Below are 18,879 nucleotides of genomic sequence, written 5' to 3'. Positions count from 1 at the left end.
GTATAATAATAAGTGAATAAAAAAGGGGTGAAGACCTATAGAACTCAGTCAAAGACAAGAACGAATCATCGAAATTGTTAAAACTAAAGGACCCATTACTGGTGAACAAATAGCAGATAAGTTGAATTTAACAAGAGCAACGCTTAGACCAGATTTAGCGATATTAACAATGTCAGGTTTTTTAGAAGCGCGTCCCCGAGTTGGATATTATTATTCAGGTAAATCAAAAGGCAAATTTTTTAATGAAAAACTTCGACAATTTGAGGTTAAGGACTATATGTCTCAACCTGTTGTGCTAAGAGAGAATACAACAGTTTATGACGCTATTTGTACAATTTTTTTAGAAGATGTAAGTACATTATTTATTATTAATGAAGATAACGATTTTGTTGGTGTGTGTTCAAGAAAAGATTTATTAAGAGCTTCAATGATTGGAGCAGATATTCATACAGTACCTATCAGTGTAAATATGACACGTATGCCTAATGTCACTTATTTAGAGGAAAGCGAATTAGTCATATACGCAGCAGATAGAATGATTGAAAAAGAAATTGATTCGATTCCAATTGTAAGAAAAAAAGATAATCAAAAGTATGAAGTAATTGGAAGAATTTCCAAAACAACAATAGCTAAGTTATTAGTAGCATTATATAAAGAATAGGTGAGAAGTAATGGAAAAAATTAAAATTATCGTAGCCTCAGATTCTATAGGTGAAACGGCAGAGTTAGTTGCTAGGGCAGGTATTTCACAATTTAATCCTAAGCAATGTAAAAATGAATTATTAAGATATCCATATATTGAATCTTTTGAAGATGTTGATGAAGTGATTCAAGTTGCAAAAGATACAAATGCTATCATTGTTTATACACTTATTAAACCTGAAATGAAGCAATATATGAGTGAGAAAGTAGCAGAATTCCAATTGAAGTCCGTTGATATCATGGGGCCATTAATGGATTTATTATCAGCATCGGTTGAAGAAAAACCTTATAATGAGCCAGGTATCGTTCATAGATTAGATGATGCATATTTCAAGAAAATTGATGCGATAGAGTTTGCGGTTAAATATGATGATGGTAAAGATCCTAAAGGATTACCTAAAGCTGATATTGTTTTACTTGGTATTTCGAGAACTTCAAAGACACCATTATCTCAGTATTTAGCGCATAAGAGTTACAAAGTTATGAATGTACCGATTGTACCAGAAGTGACACCGCCAGATGGCTTATATGATATTGATCCTAAGAAATGTATCGCACTTAAAATAAGTGAAGAAAAATTAAATCGCATTAGAAAAGAGCGATTAAAACAATTGGGACTAGGTGACACAGCTCGTTATGCAACAGAAGCTCGAATCCAAGAAGAATTGAATTACTTTGAAGAAATCGTAAGTGAAATTGGATGTCCTGTCATTGATGTTTCTCAAAAAGCAATCGAAGAAACAGCAAACGATATAATCCATTATATTGAACAAAATAAATCGAAATGATTTCATTTTTGTCAAAAATTAGGTATAATAGTATAACTAATGCTTAATAGGTGATTTAATTTGCGAATAGATCAATCGATCATTAATGAAATAAAAGATAAAACCGACATTTTAGACTTGGTAAGTGAATATGTAAAACTAGAAAAGAGAGGACGCAATTATATAGGTTTGTGTCCTTTTCATGATGAAAAGACACCTTCATTTACAGTTTCTGAAGATAAACAAATCTGTCATTGTTTTGGTTGTAAAAAAGGTGGCAATGTTTTTCAATTTACTCAAGAAATTAAAGACATATCATTTGTTGAAGCGGTTAAAGAATTAGGTGATAGAGTTAATGTTGCTGTAGATATTGAGGCAACACAATCTAACTCAAATGTTCAAATTGCTTCTGATGATTTACAAATGATTGAAATGCATGAGTTAATACAAGAATTTTATTATTACGCTTTAACAAAGACAGTCGAAGGCGAACAAGCATTAACATACTTACAAGAACGTGGTTTTACAGATGCGCTTATTAAAGAGCGAGGCATTGGCTTTGCACCCGATAGCTCACATTTTTGTCATGATTTTCTTCAAAAAAAGGGTTACGATATTGAATTAGCATATGAAGCCGGATTATTATCACGTAACGAAGAAAATTTCAGTTATTACGATAGATTTCGAAATCGTATTATGTTTCCTTTGAAAAATGCGCAAGGAAGAATTGTTGGATATTCAGGTCGAACATATACCGGTCAAGAACCAAAATACCTAAATAGTCCTGAAACGCCTATCTTTCAAAAAAGAAAGTTGTTATATAACTTAGATAAAGCACGTAAATCAATTAGAAAATTAGATGAAATTGTATTACTAGAAGGTTTTATGGATGTTATAAAATCTGATACTGCTGGCTTGAAAAACGTTGTTGCAACAATGGGTACACAGTTGTCAGATGAACATATTACCTTTATACGAAAGTTAACATCAAATATAACATTAATGTTTGATGGGGATTTTGCGGGTAGTGAAGCAACACTTAAAACAGGTCAACATTTGTTACAGCAAGGGCTAAATGTATTTGTTATACAATTGCCATCTGGCATGGATCCGGATGAATACATTGGTAAGTATGGCAACGACGCATTTACTACTTTTGTAAAAAATGACAAAAAGTCATTTGCACATTATAAAGTAAGTATATTAAAAGATGAAATTGCACATAATGACCTTTCATATGAACGTTATTTGAAAGAACTGAGTCATGACATTTCACTTATGAAGTCATCAATTCTGCAACAAAAGGCTATAAATGATGTTGCGCCATTTTTCAATGTTAGTCCTGAGCAGTTAGCTAACGAAATACAATTCAATCAAGCACCAGCCAATTATTATCCAGAAGATGAGTATGGCGGTTATGATGAGTATGGCGGTTATATTGAACCTGAGCCAATTGGTATGGCACAATTTGACAATTTGAGCCGTCAAGAAAAAGCGGAGCGAGCATTTTTAAAACATTTAATGAGAGATAAAGATACATTTTTAAATTATTATGAAAGTGTTGATAAGGATAACTTCACAAATCAGCATTTTAAATATGTATTCGAAGTCTTACATGATTTTTATGCGGAAAATGATCAATATAATATCAGTGATGCTGTGCAGTATGTTAATTCAAATGAGTTGAGAGAAACACTAATTAGCTTAGAACAATATAATTTGAATGACGAACCATATGAAAATGAAATTGATGATTATGTCAATGTTATTAATGAAAAAGGACAAGAAACAATTGAGTCATTGAATCATAAATTAAGGGAAGCTACAAGGATTGGCGATGTAGAATTACAAAAATACTATTTACAGCAAATTGTTGCTAAGAATAAAGAACGCATGTAGCATGTGATTTTAAAGAATAATACGAATAATGATTATGTCAAAATGTATAAGGGTAAATGATAGTTACCGCATTTAAACAACACTATTGAAAAATAAATATTGGGATTAGTTCCAATTTGTAAAATAAAATTAAAAATATGGATGAATTAATTAAGAATTTAGTTTAAAATAGCAATATTGAATAAATTTCGAATGTTCATATTTAAAATCGGGAGGCCGTTTCATGTCTGATAACACAGTTAAAATTAAAAAACAAACAATTGATCCGACATTAACATTAGAAGATGTTAAGAAGCAATTAATTGAAAAAGGTAAAAAAGAGGGTCATTTAAGTCATGAAGAAATTGCTGAAAAACTTCAGAATTTTGATATCGACTCTGATCAAATGGATGATTTCTTTGATCAATTAAATGATAATGATATTTCACTAGTTAATGAAAAAGATAGTTCAGATACTGACGAGAAACTGAATCCAAGTGATCTTAGTGCCCCTCCAGGTGTTAAAATAAATGACCCAGTTCGTATGTACCTTAAAGAAATTGGGCGTGTTAACTTATTAAGTGCACAAGAAGAAATCGAATTAGCCAAACGTATTGAACAAGGTGATGAAGTAGCAAAATCAAGACTTGCAGAAGCGAACTTACGTTTAGTTGTAAGTATTGCTAAAAGATACGTAGGTCGTGGTATGTTATTCCTTGATTTAATCCAAGAAGGTAATATGGGTCTTATTAAAGCTGTTGAAAAATTTGACTTTAACAAAGGATTTAAGTTTTCAACATATGCAACATGGTGGATTAGACAAGCAATCACTCGTGCAATTGCTGACCAAGCACGTACGATTCGTATCCCTGTGCATATGGTAGAAACAATTAATAAATTAATTCGTGTTCAACGTCAATTATTACAGGACTTAGGTCGAGATCCAGCACCAGAAGAAATTGGTGAAGAAATGGATTTACCAGCAGAAAAAGTTCGTGAAATTTTAAAAATTGCGCAAGAACCTGTTTCATTAGAAACACCAATTGGTGAAGAAGATGATAGTCATTTAGGAGACTTTATTGAGGATCAGGAAGCACAAAGTCCTTCAGATCATGCTGCTTATGAATTATTAAAAGAGCAATTAGAAGATGTGCTTGATACATTAACTGATAGAGAAGAAAATGTATTACGATTAAGATTTGGTCTTGATGACGGCAGAACAAGAACACTTGAAGAAGTTGGTAAAGTTTTCGGTGTTACACGTGAACGTATTCGACAAATTGAAGCAAAAGCACTTAGAAAATTAAGACATCCAAGTCGTAGTAAACGTTTGAAAGACTTTATGGATTAATTTATATCAATTTTAATGATTGATACCAAGACATGAATAAGCGCTTATTTATTTTTAGATTAAGATTTAACTTGAGTGAGGTTGGTACATTGAATAATGTTCAACCTCTTTTTTCATAAAGGAGAATAAAATGATTTCGTTAAATAACCGATTAACGACGGTAAGTCGATTTTTAAAACAAGGTACAATCGCGGATATTGGCTCAGATCATGCTTATTTGCCAATCTATGCAATTCAAAACCATTTATGCGAATGCGGTATTGCTGGAGAAGTTATTCAAGGCCCTTTTCAAGCTGCTGTGAAAAATGTAGCTGCAAATCATTTAGTAGAAAGAATTGATGTACGTTTAGGGGATGGCTTAAGTGTTATTCATCCTGAGGACGTAATCGATAATATCACAATTTGTGGTATGGGCGGACCACTTATTGCTAAAATTTTAAAAGATGGGCAAGATAAGTTAAGTCAACATCCAAGGTTGATTTTACAAAGTAATATACAAACTGAAAATTTAAGACAAACATTACAACAATTGAATTATGAAATAATTGATGAAATAATAATGGAAGAAAAAGGCCATATTTATGAAATTGTTGTAGCAGAACATTCTACACAATTAATAGAGCTATCATCTGATGAATTGAAATTCGGACCAAAATTGCTGAACAACAAAAATGAATATTTTATAAAAAAATGGCAAAGAGAGTTAGAAGCACTTTATCATATTAAATCGAAACTCAATACTGAACAACATCATCAACGTTTAGCTCAAATTAATGACGAAATTGCTGTAATTGAAAGGGTGTTATAGTAATGAAAATAGCTGATTTAATGACATTGTTAGATCATCATGTGCCATTTAGTACTGCTGAATCTTGGGATAATGTAGGATTGTTAATAGGTGATGGAGATGTTGAAGTTACTGGTGTTTTAACAGCATTAGACTGTACGTTGGAAGTAGTAAATGAAGCAATCGAAAAAGGTTATAATACTATTATTAGTCATCATCCTCTAATCTTTAAAGGCGTAACATCATTAAAAGCTAATGGTTATGGTTTGATCATTAGAAAACTAATTCAACATGACATTAATTTAATAGCGATGCATACAAATTTAGATGTAAATCCGTATGGTGTCAATATGATGTTGGCGAAGGCGATGGGTTTGAAGAACATTTCAATAATAAATAATCAACAAGATGTATACTATAAAGTTCAAACATATATACCTAAGGATAATGTTGGACCATTTAAAGATAAGCTTAGTGAAAATGGATTAGCGCAAGAAGGTAATTATGAATATTGTTTCTTTGAAAGTGAAGGAAGAGGGCAATTCAAACCAGTTGGTGAAGCTAATCCAACAATAGGACAAATTGATAAAATTGAAGATGTAGATGAAGTTAAAATTGAATTTATGATAGATGCATATCAAAAGTCAAGGGCTGAGCAATTAATTAAACAATACCATCCATATGAAACACCGGTATTTGATTTTATTGAGATAAAACAAACATCCCTTTATGGACTTGGCGTTATGGCAGAAGTGGATAATCAAATGACATTGGAAGATTTCGCAGCTGATATTAAATCTAAATTAAATATCCCAAGTGTCCGTTTTGTTGGTGAGTCTAATCAGAAAATTAAACGTATTGCAATTATTGGTGGTTCAGGTATTGGATATGAATATCAAGCTGTCCAACAAGGCGCAGATGTCTTTGTTACAGGTGATATTAAACATCATGATGCCTTAGATGCTAAAATTCATGGTGTGAATTTAATTGATATTAATCATTACAGCGAATATGTGATGAAAGAAGGTTTAAAAACGTTACTAATGAATTGGTTCAATATAGAAAAAATAAATATAGATGTTGAAGCATCTACAATTAATACAGATCCATTTCAATATATTTAAACTAAAATCTCGGGATTTCTAAATTTTGAAATTTCGAGGTTTTAATATTTTTATTTAAAATAGCACATTTATACTTTATAATAGTAAAGATGAACATATAAGGAGGCCAAATCATGGCAAAACATCCATTCGAACAATTTAATCTAGAATCTAGTTTAATTGACGCTGTGAAAGACCTTAATTTTGAAAAACCAACTGAAATTCAGAATCGAATTATTCCAAGAATACTAAAGAGAACAAATTTAATTGGTCAATCTCAAACGGGTACAGGGAAATCTCATGCATTTTTATTACCATTAATGCAGTTAATTGATAGTGAAATAAAAGAACCACAAGCAATCGTAGTTGCACCAACAAGAGAACTTGCACAACAACTATACGATGCAGCGAACCATTTAAGCCAATTTAAAGCTGGTGTTTCAGTTAAAGTTTTTATTGGTGGTACAGATATAGAGAAAGATAGACAACGTTGTAATGCACAACCACAATTGATTATAGGCACCCCTACTAGAATTAATGACTTAGCTAAAACGGGACATTTACATGTGCACTTAGCATCATATTTAGTTATTGATGAAGCGGATCTTATGATTGACTTAGGATTAATTGAAGATGTAGATTACATTGCTGCAAGATTGGAAGATAATGCAAATATTGCGGTGTTTAGTGCTACAATTCCACAACAGTTACAACCATTTTTAAATAAATATTTAAGTCATCCAGAATATGTAGCTGTCGACAGTAAAAAACAAAATAAAAAGAACATCGAATTCTTTTTAATACCTACTAAAGGTGCAGCTAAAGTTGAAAAAACTTTAAATTTAATTGATATACTAAATCCATACTTATGTATTATTTTCTGTAATAGTAGAGATAATGCAAATGATTTAGCACGTTCACTAAATGAAGCTGGTATTAAAGTTGGTATGATTCATGGTGGTTTAACGCCACGTGAACGTAAACAACAAATGAAACGTATACGTAATTTAGAATTCCAATACGTTATTGCCAGCGATTTAGCATCTCGTGGTATTGATATTGAAGGTGTTAGTCATGTCATCAATTTTGATGTGCCAAATGATATTGACTTCTTTACGCATAGAGTTGGACGAACTGGTCGTGGGAATTATAAAGGTGTAGCAATTACGCTTTATAGTCCTGATGAAGAACACAATATTTCATTAATAGAAGATCGCGGTTTTGTATTCAATACTGTTGATATTAAAGATGGTGAGTTAAAAGAAGTTAAAGCGCACAATCAGCGTCAAGCAAGAATGCGCAAAGATGACCATTTAACTAATCAAGTGAAGAACAAAGTTCGAAGTAAAATTAAAAACAAAGTTAAACCAGGTTATAAGAAGAAATTTAAACAAGAAGTTGAAAAAATGAAACGTCAAGAGCGTAAACAATTTAGTAAGCAGCAAAATAGACAAAAACGTAAGCAAAACAAAAAAGGTTAGGTGTGTTTTATGTTATTAGGATCACATGTTTCAATGAGTGGTAAAAAGATGTTAGAAGGTTCTGCTATAGAAGCGTATGAATATGGTGAAACAACATTTATGATTTATACTGGTGCACCTCAAAACACGCGCCGTAAAAGTATTGAAGATTTAAATATAACTAAAGGTCATGAAGTGATGGAAAAATATGGCTTATCTAATATTGTTGTTCATGCACCATACATCATTAATATTGCAAATACAACCAAACCAGAAACGTTTAATCTTGGTGTAGATTTCTTGCAACAAGAAATTGAAAGAACGCAAGCTATAGGCGCTAAAGATATTGTATTACATCCAGGTGCGCATGTTGGAGCTGGTGTTGATGCCGGAATTAATAAGATTATTGAAGGATTAAATGAAGTTTTAACGAATGACAATAATGTACGTATTGCGCTTGAAACGATGGCAGGTAAAGGTACAGAGATTGGTCGCTCGTTTGAAGAGTTAGCACGTATTATTGATGGAGTTCATAATAACGAACGTTTATCAGTATGTTTTGATACATGTCATACGCATGATGCTGGATATAATGTGAAAGAGGACTTTGATGGCGTATTAAATGAATTTGATAAAATTATTGGAGTCGACAGAATCAAAGTTGTTCATGTCAATGATTCTAAAAATGACCGTGGCGCTCAAAAAGACCGACATGAAAATATTGGCTTCGGTTACATTGGTTTTGATGCATTAAATTACATTGTGCATCATGATAGTTTTAAAGATATTCCGAAAATCTTAGAAACACCTTATGTTGGTGAAGATAAGAAAAATAAAAAACCGCCATATAAACTTGAAATTGAAATGTTAAAACAACAGCAATTTGACCCAGAATTAAAAAATAAGGTTATGCAACAATAAAATGATAATGCTCTCTTCAAGAAATGCGATAAATAAAACTTGAAGGGGGCATATCTCTTTATTTTGTCTAATTTTGAGTCGTAAACATTACTGTTTACATATGTTACTAGGAGTTGTATAGTTGAATGCGAGGTGAGAATACGATGACACCAGTCTTTGAATTGAAAAATGTCAATTACTACTATGATCATAAAAAAGTGTTAGAAAATATAAACATTAAAATAAATAAAGGTGAATTTTTAGCGATTGTTGGACCAAATGGTGCTGGTAAATCAACATTATTGAAGTTGATTCTAGGGTTATTACCTTTACAAAGTGGTGAGATTTTTGTTGAAGGTATTGATTTTAAAAATAAGAAAACATCAATTAAATTAAGCTATGTATCACAAAAAGCAAATGCCTTTAATTCAGGTTTCCCAGCAAGTGTTAAAGAAGTTGTTTTAAGCGGATTAACAAAGACAAAACGTCTTTTCCAAACATTTAATAGCAAAGATAATGAAAAAGTGATTAAAGTACTAGAAAGACTGAATATAAGTGATTTAATTCATAAAAATATAGCAGAATTATCAGGTGGTCAACAACAACGTGTAATGATTGCCCGAGCATTGATTTCAGAACCTGCAGTATTAGTACTTGATGAACCAACGAATGGTATTGATGCAAAACATGTAAGTGAATTTTATAATACTTTAGATCAATTAAAACAAGAAGGTATCACCATTATCTTAGTTACTCATGATATCGGTGTTGTAGCAGATACTGCTACTGAAGTAGCATGTTTAAATAAGCATTTGCATTTCCATGGTACAACTGATGAGTTTAAATCACTTGATGAAGTTGAAATTTCAAAAATTTATGGACATCCTGTACGTTTTGTCGATCATCAGCATAATCGAGAATGTTGTAATTAATAAAGATTTGAGTTTATTTAAAATGGAAAGGCGTGTCACAATTGATAGATGCATTATTGAATTTTGATTTTATGAGGTACTCTTTAATTAGTGGTATCTTGATAGGTTTTATTGCGCCTCTAATCGGTGCTTTTATCGTTGTTAGACGACTATCACTTATAGCTGATGCTCTAAGTCATGTAACTTTAGGTGGTATATCCTTCGGTATGTTTTTACTTACTATTATGCCAACACTAGTATTTATTAATCCAATGTGGTTTGGAATCTTATTCGCAATAGTAGGTGCGCTTCTAATTGAAAAATTAAGAACGTCATACACTGCTTACCAAGAAATTGCTATTCCAATTATAATGAGTGCTGGTATCGCCTTGAGTGCAATCTTCATTTCATTAGCTGATGGGTTCAATCAAGAAATTGTTGGATTGCTATTTGGCTCAATAAGCGCAGTGAATATAAGTGATTTAACAACGATTATTGTCATTGCCATCATAGTTGTTCTGTTTATTACATTGTTTTATAAAGAATTATTTATATTGTCATTTGATGAGGAATATAGTAAAGTCATTGGCATTCATAAATGGATTCAATTTTTATTTATTGTTATTGTAGCGATGGTTATTTCTGCCTCAATGCGTGTTGTAGGGATACTGTTAGTAAGTGCTTTAATCACGTTACCAATTGCAATAAGTATGCGAATAACAAAAAGTTTTAAGCAATTGATATTACTAAGTGTATTTTTAGGTGAATTATCAGTAATATTAGGCTTAGTCCTAGCTTTCTATATGGACATTTCTCCGGGTGGTGTAATTGTAGTTCTACTAGTTATTTTACTTATGATTACAATGGCTTATCAGAAAATGCGAATGAAGTTTAAAAAGGGAGCTAATATCAATGAATACAAATGATGCTATTAAAATTTTAAAAGAGAACGGTTTAAAATATACAGATAAACGTAAAGATATGTTAGATATTTTTGTCGAAGAAGATAAGTATATAAACGCAAAGTATATACAACAAGTTATGGATGAAAATTATCCTGGAATTTCATTCGACACAATATATAGAAACCTGCACTTATTTAAAGATTTAGGGATTATTGAAAATACAGAACTTGATGGTGAAATGAAGTTTAGAATCGCTTGTACAAACCATCATCATCATCATTTTATCTGTGAAAAGTGTGGAGATACAAAGGTAATAGATTATTGTCCAATAGATCAGATAAAGTTATCACTACCTGGTGTTAATATTCACAAACACAAACTTGAAGTTTATGGTGTATGTGAGTCTTGCCAAGATTAATATAAAGAAATGAGATTTATGCACATTTGGTCAGATGTATGCATAAATCTCATTTTTTAAATTATAGAAGATAAAGGTTCATTTCATACTCCGTTCGTATGATTTTATGGCAAATCTGTTAACTTTTTATATACAAAATGTTTAATTATTTTTGATTTGAGTTATATTAAATGAGTAGAGAAAATAATAAGTAGTAGAATTTAAGCAAATTCTTTGTTGAACCAGTCACTGCTTGTTATTATTTACTTACAGACATTTTAGGAGGATGATTATTTATGGCTTTTGAATTACCAAAATTACCATACGCATTTGATGCATTAGAACCACATTTTGACAAAGAAACTATGGAAATTCACCATGACAGACATCATAACACGTATGTTACGAAATTAAATGCTGCAGTAGAAGGTACAGATTTAGAATCTAAATCTATTGAAGAAATTGTTGCTAATTTAGACAGTGTACCAGCTAACATCCAAACTGCTGTACGTAATAATGGCGGTGGACATTTAAACCATTCATTATTCTGGGAGTTACTTTCACCAAACTCAGAAGAAAAAGGTACTGTAGTAGAAAAAATTAAAGAACAATGGGGTTCTTTAGAAGAATTTAAAAAAGAATTTGCTGACAAAGCAGCTGCACGCTTTGGTTCAGGTTGGGCTTGGTTAGTCGTAAACAATGGCCAGTTAGAAATTGTGACTACACCAAACCAAGATAATCCATTAACTGAGGGTAAAACACCTATTTTAGGTTTAGACGTATGGGAACACGCTTATTACCTAAAATATCAAAACAAACGCCCTGACTACATTGGCGCATTTTGGAATGTAGTTAACTGGGAAAAAGTTGACGAATTATATAATGCAACAAAATAAAGTATGATTACTTGTTCGGTCTCTTAAATGAGACCGTTATTTTTTTGTCAAAAAGATAGAAATAATTTCTAAATTCATATATGATTTAAAGTGAAAGACTTTGAATAGAGGTAGGTAGTTTTGTTAAAAAGACTAAAAGAAAAATCAAATGATGAAATCGTTCAAAATACAATTAACAAGAGAATTAACTTTATATTTGGTGTGATTGTATTTATTTTTGCAGTACTAGTACTACGTTTAGGTTATTTACAAATCGCACAAGGCTCACATTATAAACAAATTATAAAAAATGATGAAAACATTACAGTGAATGAGTCTGTGCCAAGAGGTCGTATTTTAGACAGAAATGGGAAAGTTTTAGTTGATAATGCTTCTAAAATGGCTATTACATATACTAGGGGTCGAAAAACAACACAATCGGAAATGTTGGATACGGCTGAAAAGTTATCAAAGCTAATCAAGATGGATACTAAGAAAATTACAGAACGTGATAAGAAAGATTTCTGGATTCAGTTGCATCCTAAAAAAGCAAAAGCAATGATGACAAAAGAACAAGCTATGTTAGCAGATGGAAGTATTAAACAAGATCAATATGATAAACAACTGTTATCGAAAATCGGAAAATCACAATTAGATGAATTGTCTTCTAAAGATTTACAAGTTTTAGCTATTTTTCGAGAGATGAATGCAGGAACAGTTTTAGATCCACAAATGATAAAAAATGAAGATGTCAGTGAAAAAGAGTATGCAGCAGTTTCTCAGCAACTTTCCAAATTACCAGGTGTTAACACGTCTATGGATTGGGATAGAAAATATCCATATGGCGATACTTTAAGAGGTATATTCGGAGATGTATCGACACCTGCTGAAGGTATTCCAAAAGAATTGACAGAACATTACTTATCCAAAGGATATTCACGCAATGATCGTGTTGGAAAATCTTACCTAGAATATCAATATGAAGATGTATTGCGTGGTAAGAAGAAAGAAATGAAATACACAACGGACAAATCTGGTAAAGTTACATCTTCAGAAGTGTTAAATCCTGGCGCTCGCGGTCAAGATTTGAAATTAACGATCGATATAGATCTTCAAAAAGAAGTAGAAGCATTATTAGATAAACAAATTAAGAAGCTTCGCAGCCAAGGTGCAAAAGATATGGATAATGCTATGATGGTTGTACAAAATCCTAAAAATGGAGACATTCTTGCGCTTGCCGGAAAGCAGATTAATAAGAGTGGTAAAATGACTGATTATGACATTGGTACGTTTACTTCTCAATTTGCGGTTGGATCTTCTGTAAAAGGTGGAACATTATTAGCTGGTTATCAGAATAAAGCTATCAAAGTTGGAGAAACAATGGTCGATGAACCATTACATTTCCAAGGTGGTTTGACAAAACGATCATACTTCAATAAAAACGGGCATGTATCTATTAATGATAAGCAAGCTTTGATGCATTCATCAAACGTATATATGTTTAAAACAGCATTAAAATTAGCGGGAGACCCTTATTATTCTGGTATGGCTTTACCTTCAGATATAAGTTCACCTGCCCAAAAGCTTAGAAGAGGATTAAATCAAGTAGGCTTAGGTGTGAAAACAGGGATAGATTTACCAAATGAAACAAGAGGTCAAATCGAACCATTAACAAATAATCCAGGTAATTATCTAGATTTATCAATTGGTCAATATGATACCTATACACCATTACAATTATCACAATATGTTTCAACTATAGCGAATGATGGTTATAGAATACAGCCACACATTGGATTAACGATTCATGAATCAACTAATAAAGATGAGGTTGGTCCACTCAAGAAGAAAATTAATGGCACTGTCTTGAACAAGGTTAATAATACTGAAAAGGAAATCAAACAAATTCAAGAAGGATTCAAAATGGCATTTAATGATAAAGATGGTACTGGATATGTTAGTTTTAAAGATACAGTAGTACCTACTGCTGGTAAAACGGGTACCGCTGAAGTGTTCCAAAACGGAGAGCCAAGAGTTAACTCTACTTATATAGGATACGCGCCAATTGATGATCCAAAATTAGCGTTTTCAATTGTATATACAAATCAGCCTGTACCACCACCATGGTTAACAGGTGGAGACTTAGGTAGAGATGTAATTAACTACTACTTTAAGCAGTTAGGTAAAGATGATAAAAATAAAGACAAAGACAAATAAAATTTAACCTGACGATTGTGTAGCGCATGGTTGTAAAATTTTAACTTTGCAAATATTATAGATGTTGGTATAATAATAAAGTCGTATTTAGAAATGATAAGGAGGAATAACCATGCGCGTAAACGTAACTTTAGCTTGTACGGAATGTGGTGACAGAAACTACATTACAACTAAGAACAAAAGAAATAATCCAGAACGTGTTGAAATGAAGAAATTCTGTTCACGTGAAAACAAACAAACTTTACACCGTGAAACAAAATAATCATTAAAATTAAATTTAAATTAACAATAAAAAAGGTGAAATCTCAAAATAAGAGGTTTCACCTTTTTAATTATGCACACGTATGAAATGATAAAAGATTTTCAATTGAAATAATAAATTTTAGAATTGTCGCATAATTCATCATGACAACATAATGACATGTATTGTTATTAACGATATAATAGAATTGAATAAAGTGGGTGATAATGTGACTAAAAATGAGATTAGAAAATACATTTTACATAAAATGAAGAATTTTAATAAAGCTGAAAAGCGAAAAGCAGACACATGGTTAAGAAATCAATTTTTTGCAACTGAAGAATACAAAGAAGCAAACGCAATTGCGCTAGTTCTTTCTTTTAATCATGAAGTAGATACTTTTTCTATTATTGAACAAGCCTTAATGGATCATAAACGTATTTTTGTACCGAAAATGGATTATTTAAATCATCAAATGACTTTTAAAGAAATATTTAATCTCAAAGATATTGATGTCGATAATAAGGGGATTTACTATCCAACTTCAAAAGGTGAAACAACGAATAACCTAGATTTAATTGTTGTTCCTGGTGTTGGATTTCAAGACGATGGATATAGAATTGGGTATGGTGGTGGCTATTACGACAGGTTTTTAGCTAATTATCAGACAAAGACAATAAGCTTATTATACGATTTTCAAATAACATCATTTGAACCGGAATCATTCGATCAACCAGTCGATAAATTGATTATATATCAATCAGCATAGTGGAGGACTAAATGAACATAGACAAACAATTTTGGAAAACAATATATTATTGGATTAGGTACTTGAATTTTGATATTGTCAGTAGGGAAAAAGATGACCAAGAAATTTGGTTAGCCCATAAAAGAAAAAAACAAGTAGTCATTTTTAAACAACATATCAAGTCTACCCAAGAAATACGTTTTGACAAAGCGAAAGTGCTTGAACACAAAGATGAAATAGCAAATTTTATTTCTTTCGAACCACAAAGTTTTGAATTTTATTATTTTACAGAATCGGAATTTTCAGAAGAACAATTAAATGAAGTTTCGCCAATTAGAATTAAATTCAATGTTATAAGACACACAAAAGATTTGATAAAGCATATGCCGAATATATTTTTGGCTAGACTTATTTCAGAAGATAATGATAAAAAGACATATATGTTCTATAAACGCAAAGTATTAACCGATAACTTTTTAGATAAATATATGCAGAAATTTTCACTGGCAACATACACAATAATATTTGTAAATGTCTTAATATGGTTATGTATGATTTTATATTTAAATAATTTTTCGGATGTAAAATTATTAGATGTTGGCGGGTTAGTGCATTTTAATGTCGTACATGGTGAATGGTATCGAATTGTTACATCGATGTTTTTACATTTTAGTTTTGAACATATACTTATGAATATGCTTTCATTATTTATTTTTGGTAAAATAGTCGAAGCAATTATTGGTTCATGGCGGATGTTAACTGTATACTTTATTGCAGGGTTGTTTGGAAACTTTGTATCACTATCATTTAATACGACTACAATTTCAGTTGGGGCTAGTGGTGCTATATTTGGTCTGATTGGATCAATTTTTGCGATGATGTATGTTTCAAAAACATTTAACAAAAAAATGTTAGGACAGTTATTAATTGCATTAGTGATATTAGTTGGTGTTTCTCTGTTTATGTCAAATATAAATATTGTGGCGCATATTGGAGGATTCATTGGTGGTTTATTAATAACTTTAATTGGCTATTACTATAAAGTGAATCGTAATATTTTTTGGATTTTACTAATTGGTATGCTTGTTATATTTATTGCACTTCAAATTAGAATTTTTACAATTAAAGAAGATAATATTTATAATAAATTGATCAAAGATGATATGACTAGTGGTAATTATGATAATGCTCAAAATATTGTGAAGCAGACAATAAATAAAAATTATGCCGATGATCAAACATATTATTTAAGTGGTATGATTATGGCTACTATCAATTCTAAGTCCGAAGGTATGACAGAATGGGAGCGAGGACTTAGAATGTTTCCTAAATCAGGTTTATTAAATTTTGAGTTAGCGATAGCAAATCGTTCATTAAATGATGATGAAAAAGCATTAAAATATGTGCGTAAAGCATTAAATGCAGACCCTAAAAATACAGATTATATTAACTTAGAAAAAGAGTTGACTAAATCAAATGAGTCGAAAAATAAATAACTTTTATGATGTACAACAGTTATTGAAAAGTTACGGATTTCTAATATATTTTAAAAATCCAGAAGATATGTACGAAATGATTCAACAGGAGACTTCATCATTGTATCAATATGAACTGTTATCTAAGGAAGAATATTTGAAATGTACGTTGATAATTAATCAGAGAAGGAATGAACAGAAATGACAAAAATTATTTTAGCAGCTGATGTAGGCGGGACGACTTGTAAATTAGGTATTTTCACACCTGAATTAGAACAATTACATAAATGGTCTATTCACACTGATACATCTGATAGTACAGGATATACACTTTTGAAAGGAATTTATGATTCGTTTGTTGAAAAAGTAAATGAAAATAATTATAATTTTTCAAATGTACTTGGCGTAGGTATTGGTGTACCAGGTCCTGTTGACTTTGAAAAAGGTACAGTAAATGGAGCAGTAAACTTATATTGGCCAGAAAAAGTTAATGTACGTGAGATTTTTGAACAATTCGTTGATTGTCCAGTGTATGTAGATAATGATGCTAACATAGCTGCTTTAGGGGAGAAACACAAAGGTGCTGGTGAAGGTGCCGATGATGTTGTTGCCATCACACTTGGTACAGGTCTAGGTGGAGGAATTATTTCAAATGGTGAAATCGTACATGGTCATAATGGCTCTGGCGCAGAAATAGGTCATTTTAGAGCAGACTTCGATCAACGATTTAAATGTAATTGTGGTCGTTCTGGATGTATTGAAACAGTTGCTTCAGCGACAGGCGTTGTTAACTTAGTTAACTTCTACTATCCGAAGTTGACGTTTAGATCTTCTATATTAGAATTGATTAAAGAAAATAAGGTTACAGCAAAAGCTGTTTTTGATGCGGCAAAAGCTGGTGACCAATTCTGTATTTTCATTACTGAAAAGGTTGCAAACTATATTGGATATTTATGTAGTATTATTAGTGTTACAAGTAATCCGAAATATATCGTTCTAGGTGGAGGAATGTCTACTGCAGGACCTATTTTAATTGAAAATATTAAAACAGAATATCATAATTTAACATTTGCACCTGCTCAATTTGAAACTGAAATTGTACAAGCGAAATTAGGTAATGATGCAGGTATTACAGGAGCAGCAGGATTAATCAAGACCTATGTATTAGATAAAGAGGGGGTAAAATAATGGCTATTGTTGATGTGGTTGTTATTCCAGTTGGAACGGAAGGTCCGAGTGTTAGTAAATATATTGCAGATATTCAGAAAAAACTTCAAGAATATAAAGCAATGGGTAAAATTGATTTTCAATTAACACCAATGAATACTCTAATTGAAGGTGAATTAAGCGATGTATTAGAAGTTGTGCAAGTGATACATGAATTACCTTTTGATAAAGGTTTAAGTAGAGTTTGTACAAATATCCGTATTGATGACCGACGAGACAAATCTAGAAAAATGAATGATAAACTAACATCAGTACAAAAACATTTAGAAAATAGTGGTGAAAACCTATGAGGATTTCAAGCTTAACTTTAGGCTTAGTTGATACTAATACGTATTTCATCGAAAATGACAAAGCTGTTATTCTGATTGACCCTTCAGGTGAAAGTGAAAAAATTATTAAAAAATTAAACCAAATAAATAAACCGTTAAAAGCTATTTTATTAACACATGCACACTTTGATCATATCGGAGCAGTCGATGATATAGTTGATCGATTCGATGTCCCGGTTTATATGCATGAAGCAGAGTTTGATTTTCTAAAAGATCCCGTTAAAAATGGAGCAGATAAATTTAAGCAATATGGATTACCAATTATTACAAGTAAGGTAACTCCTGAAAAGTTAAACGAAGGTAGCACAGAAATAGAAGGATTTAAGTTTAATGTGTTACACACACCTGGACATTCACCAGGAAGTTTAACATATGTGTTCGATGAATTCGCAGTTGTTGGAGATACATTATTTAATAATGGAATCGGACGTACAGATTTATATAAAGGTGATTATGAAACGCTAGTTGATTCTATTCAAGATAAAATATTTGAATTAGAAGGCGATTTACCTTTATTCCCTGGACATGGTCCATATACGACGGTTGATGATGAACAATTAAATCCATTTTTACACGGTTAAATTGAAGTAATAAAAACACCTCCTA

At 31.4% G+C, this 18,879-nt stretch carries 20 protein-coding genes; all 20 read left to right on the top strand.

The window, feature by feature from the left end; genetic code table 11:
- Positions 1-37: 37 nt before the first annotated feature.
- The 20 genes from NSS86_RS06480 (at position 38) to NSS86_RS06385 (ending at position 18,854) form a co-directional block, all read left to right on the top strand.
- Entirely contained in the window at positions 38-661 is a 624-nt protein-coding gene (locus tag NSS86_RS06480) for a helix-turn-helix transcriptional regulator (protein WP_001797828.1), read from the top strand.
- 10 nt (positions 662-671) lie between these two features.
- Positions 672-1,490: a pyruvate, water dikinase regulatory protein gene (locus NSS86_RS06475; protein ID WP_000411298.1), complete on the top strand. Its 819-nt coding sequence runs from the start codon at positions 672-674 to the stop codon at positions 1,488-1,490.
- A gap of 60 nt (positions 1,491-1,550) precedes the next feature.
- Positions 1,551-3,368, top strand: a complete 1,818-nt coding sequence (dnaG, locus tag NSS86_RS06470) for a DNA primase (protein WP_001217257.1) — start codon at positions 1,551-1,553, stop codon at positions 3,366-3,368.
- Positions 3,369-3,591: 223 nt separating this feature from the next.
- Positions 3,592-4,698 (top strand): RNA polymerase sigma factor RpoD, encoded by a 1,107-nt coding sequence (gene rpoD, locus NSS86_RS06465; RefSeq protein WP_001283055.1) that lies wholly within the window; start codon positions 3,592-3,594, stop codon positions 4,696-4,698.
- A 130-nt stretch (positions 4,699-4,828) separates the two neighbouring features.
- Positions 4,829-5,506 carry a tRNA (adenine(22)-N(1))-methyltransferase TrmK gene (locus NSS86_RS06460; RefSeq protein WP_000624577.1) on the top strand — a complete coding sequence of 226 codons (678 nt, stop codon included), beginning with the start codon at positions 4,829-4,831 and terminating at the stop codon, positions 5,504-5,506.
- Positions 5,507-5,508: 2 nt separating this feature from the next.
- Positions 5,509-6,609, top strand: coding sequence for a Nif3-like dinuclear metal center hexameric protein (locus NSS86_RS06455; RefSeq protein WP_000683940.1), 1,101 nt, complete (start codon positions 5,509-5,511; stop codon positions 6,607-6,609).
- 113 nt (positions 6,610-6,722) lie between these two features.
- A complete protein-coding gene (locus tag NSS86_RS06450) occupies positions 6,723-8,069 on the top strand; it encodes a DEAD/DEAH box helicase (RefSeq protein WP_001062177.1) in 1,347 nt (448 codons plus the stop codon).
- 9 nt (positions 8,070-8,078) lie between these two features.
- Positions 8,079-8,969: a deoxyribonuclease IV gene (locus NSS86_RS06445; protein WP_000924220.1), complete on the top strand. Its 891-nt coding sequence runs from the start codon at positions 8,079-8,081 to the stop codon at positions 8,967-8,969.
- Positions 8,970-9,094: 125 nt separating this feature from the next.
- Complete coding sequence (locus NSS86_RS06440; protein ID WP_001213908.1) at positions 9,095-9,880, top strand: metal ABC transporter ATP-binding protein; 786 nt, start codon at positions 9,095-9,097, stop codon at positions 9,878-9,880.
- A 41-nt stretch (positions 9,881-9,921) separates the two neighbouring features.
- Positions 9,922-10,785, top strand: a complete 864-nt coding sequence (locus NSS86_RS06435) for a metal ABC transporter permease (protein WP_000564315.1) — start codon at positions 9,922-9,924, stop codon at positions 10,783-10,785.
- On the top strand, positions 10,772-11,182 hold the full coding sequence (locus tag NSS86_RS06430; RefSeq protein WP_001095260.1) for a Fur family transcriptional regulator: 411 nt from the start codon (positions 10,772-10,774) through the stop codon (positions 11,180-11,182). The genes NSS86_RS06435 and NSS86_RS06430 overlap by 14 nt, the downstream gene beginning before the upstream one ends.
- Positions 11,183-11,457: 275 nt before the next feature.
- Positions 11,458-12,057 (top strand): superoxide dismutase, encoded by a 600-nt coding sequence (locus tag NSS86_RS06425; RefSeq protein WP_000863556.1) that lies wholly within the window; start codon positions 11,458-11,460, stop codon positions 12,055-12,057.
- A 120-nt stretch (positions 12,058-12,177) separates the two neighbouring features.
- A complete protein-coding gene (locus NSS86_RS06420) occupies positions 12,178-14,253 on the top strand; it encodes a penicillin-binding protein 2 (protein ID WP_000919769.1) in 2,076 nt (691 codons plus the stop codon).
- Between the two features lie 112 nt (positions 14,254-14,365).
- Positions 14,366-14,515, top strand: coding sequence for a 50S ribosomal protein L33 (gene rpmG / locus NSS86_RS06415; RefSeq protein ID WP_001265709.1), 150 nt, complete (start codon positions 14,366-14,368; stop codon positions 14,513-14,515).
- A gap of 208 nt (positions 14,516-14,723) precedes the next feature.
- A complete protein-coding gene (locus NSS86_RS06410; protein WP_000164546.1) occupies positions 14,724-15,263 on the top strand; it encodes a 5-formyltetrahydrofolate cyclo-ligase in 540 nt (179 codons plus the stop codon).
- Between the two features lie 11 nt (positions 15,264-15,274).
- Positions 15,275-16,738, top strand: a complete 1,464-nt coding sequence (locus NSS86_RS06405) for a rhomboid family intramembrane serine protease (protein WP_001017859.1) — start codon at positions 15,275-15,277, stop codon at positions 16,736-16,738.
- On the top strand, positions 16,719-16,922 hold the full coding sequence (locus NSS86_RS06400; protein ID WP_000087562.1) for a YqgQ family protein: 204 nt from the start codon (positions 16,719-16,721) through the stop codon (positions 16,920-16,922). The genes NSS86_RS06405 and NSS86_RS06400 overlap by 20 nt, the downstream gene beginning before the upstream one ends.
- Positions 16,919-17,905 (top strand): ROK family glucokinase, encoded by a 987-nt coding sequence (locus tag NSS86_RS06395; RefSeq protein WP_000161314.1) that lies wholly within the window; start codon positions 16,919-16,921, stop codon positions 17,903-17,905. The genes NSS86_RS06400 and NSS86_RS06395 overlap by 4 nt, the downstream gene beginning before the upstream one ends.
- Positions 17,905-18,234: an MTH1187 family thiamine-binding protein gene (locus tag NSS86_RS06390; RefSeq protein WP_001018871.1), complete on the top strand. Its 330-nt coding sequence runs from the start codon at positions 17,905-17,907 to the stop codon at positions 18,232-18,234. The genes NSS86_RS06395 and NSS86_RS06390 overlap by 1 nt, the downstream gene beginning before the upstream one ends.
- Positions 18,231-18,854: an MBL fold metallo-hydrolase gene (locus NSS86_RS06385; protein WP_001223008.1), complete on the top strand. Its 624-nt coding sequence runs from the start codon at positions 18,231-18,233 to the stop codon at positions 18,852-18,854. Before NSS86_RS06390 ends, NSS86_RS06385 begins: the two co-directional genes overlap by 4 nt.
- The last annotated feature ends 25 nt before the right edge of the window (positions 18,855-18,879 follow it).

The organism is Staphylococcus sp. FSL W8-0056 (assembly GCF_037963075.1).
Lineage (GTDB): Bacteria > Bacillota > Bacilli > Staphylococcales > Staphylococcaceae > Staphylococcus > Staphylococcus aureus.
The sequence above is the reverse complement of the archived record's forward strand: the minus strand, read 5'-3'. Positions and strand labels throughout refer to the sequence as shown.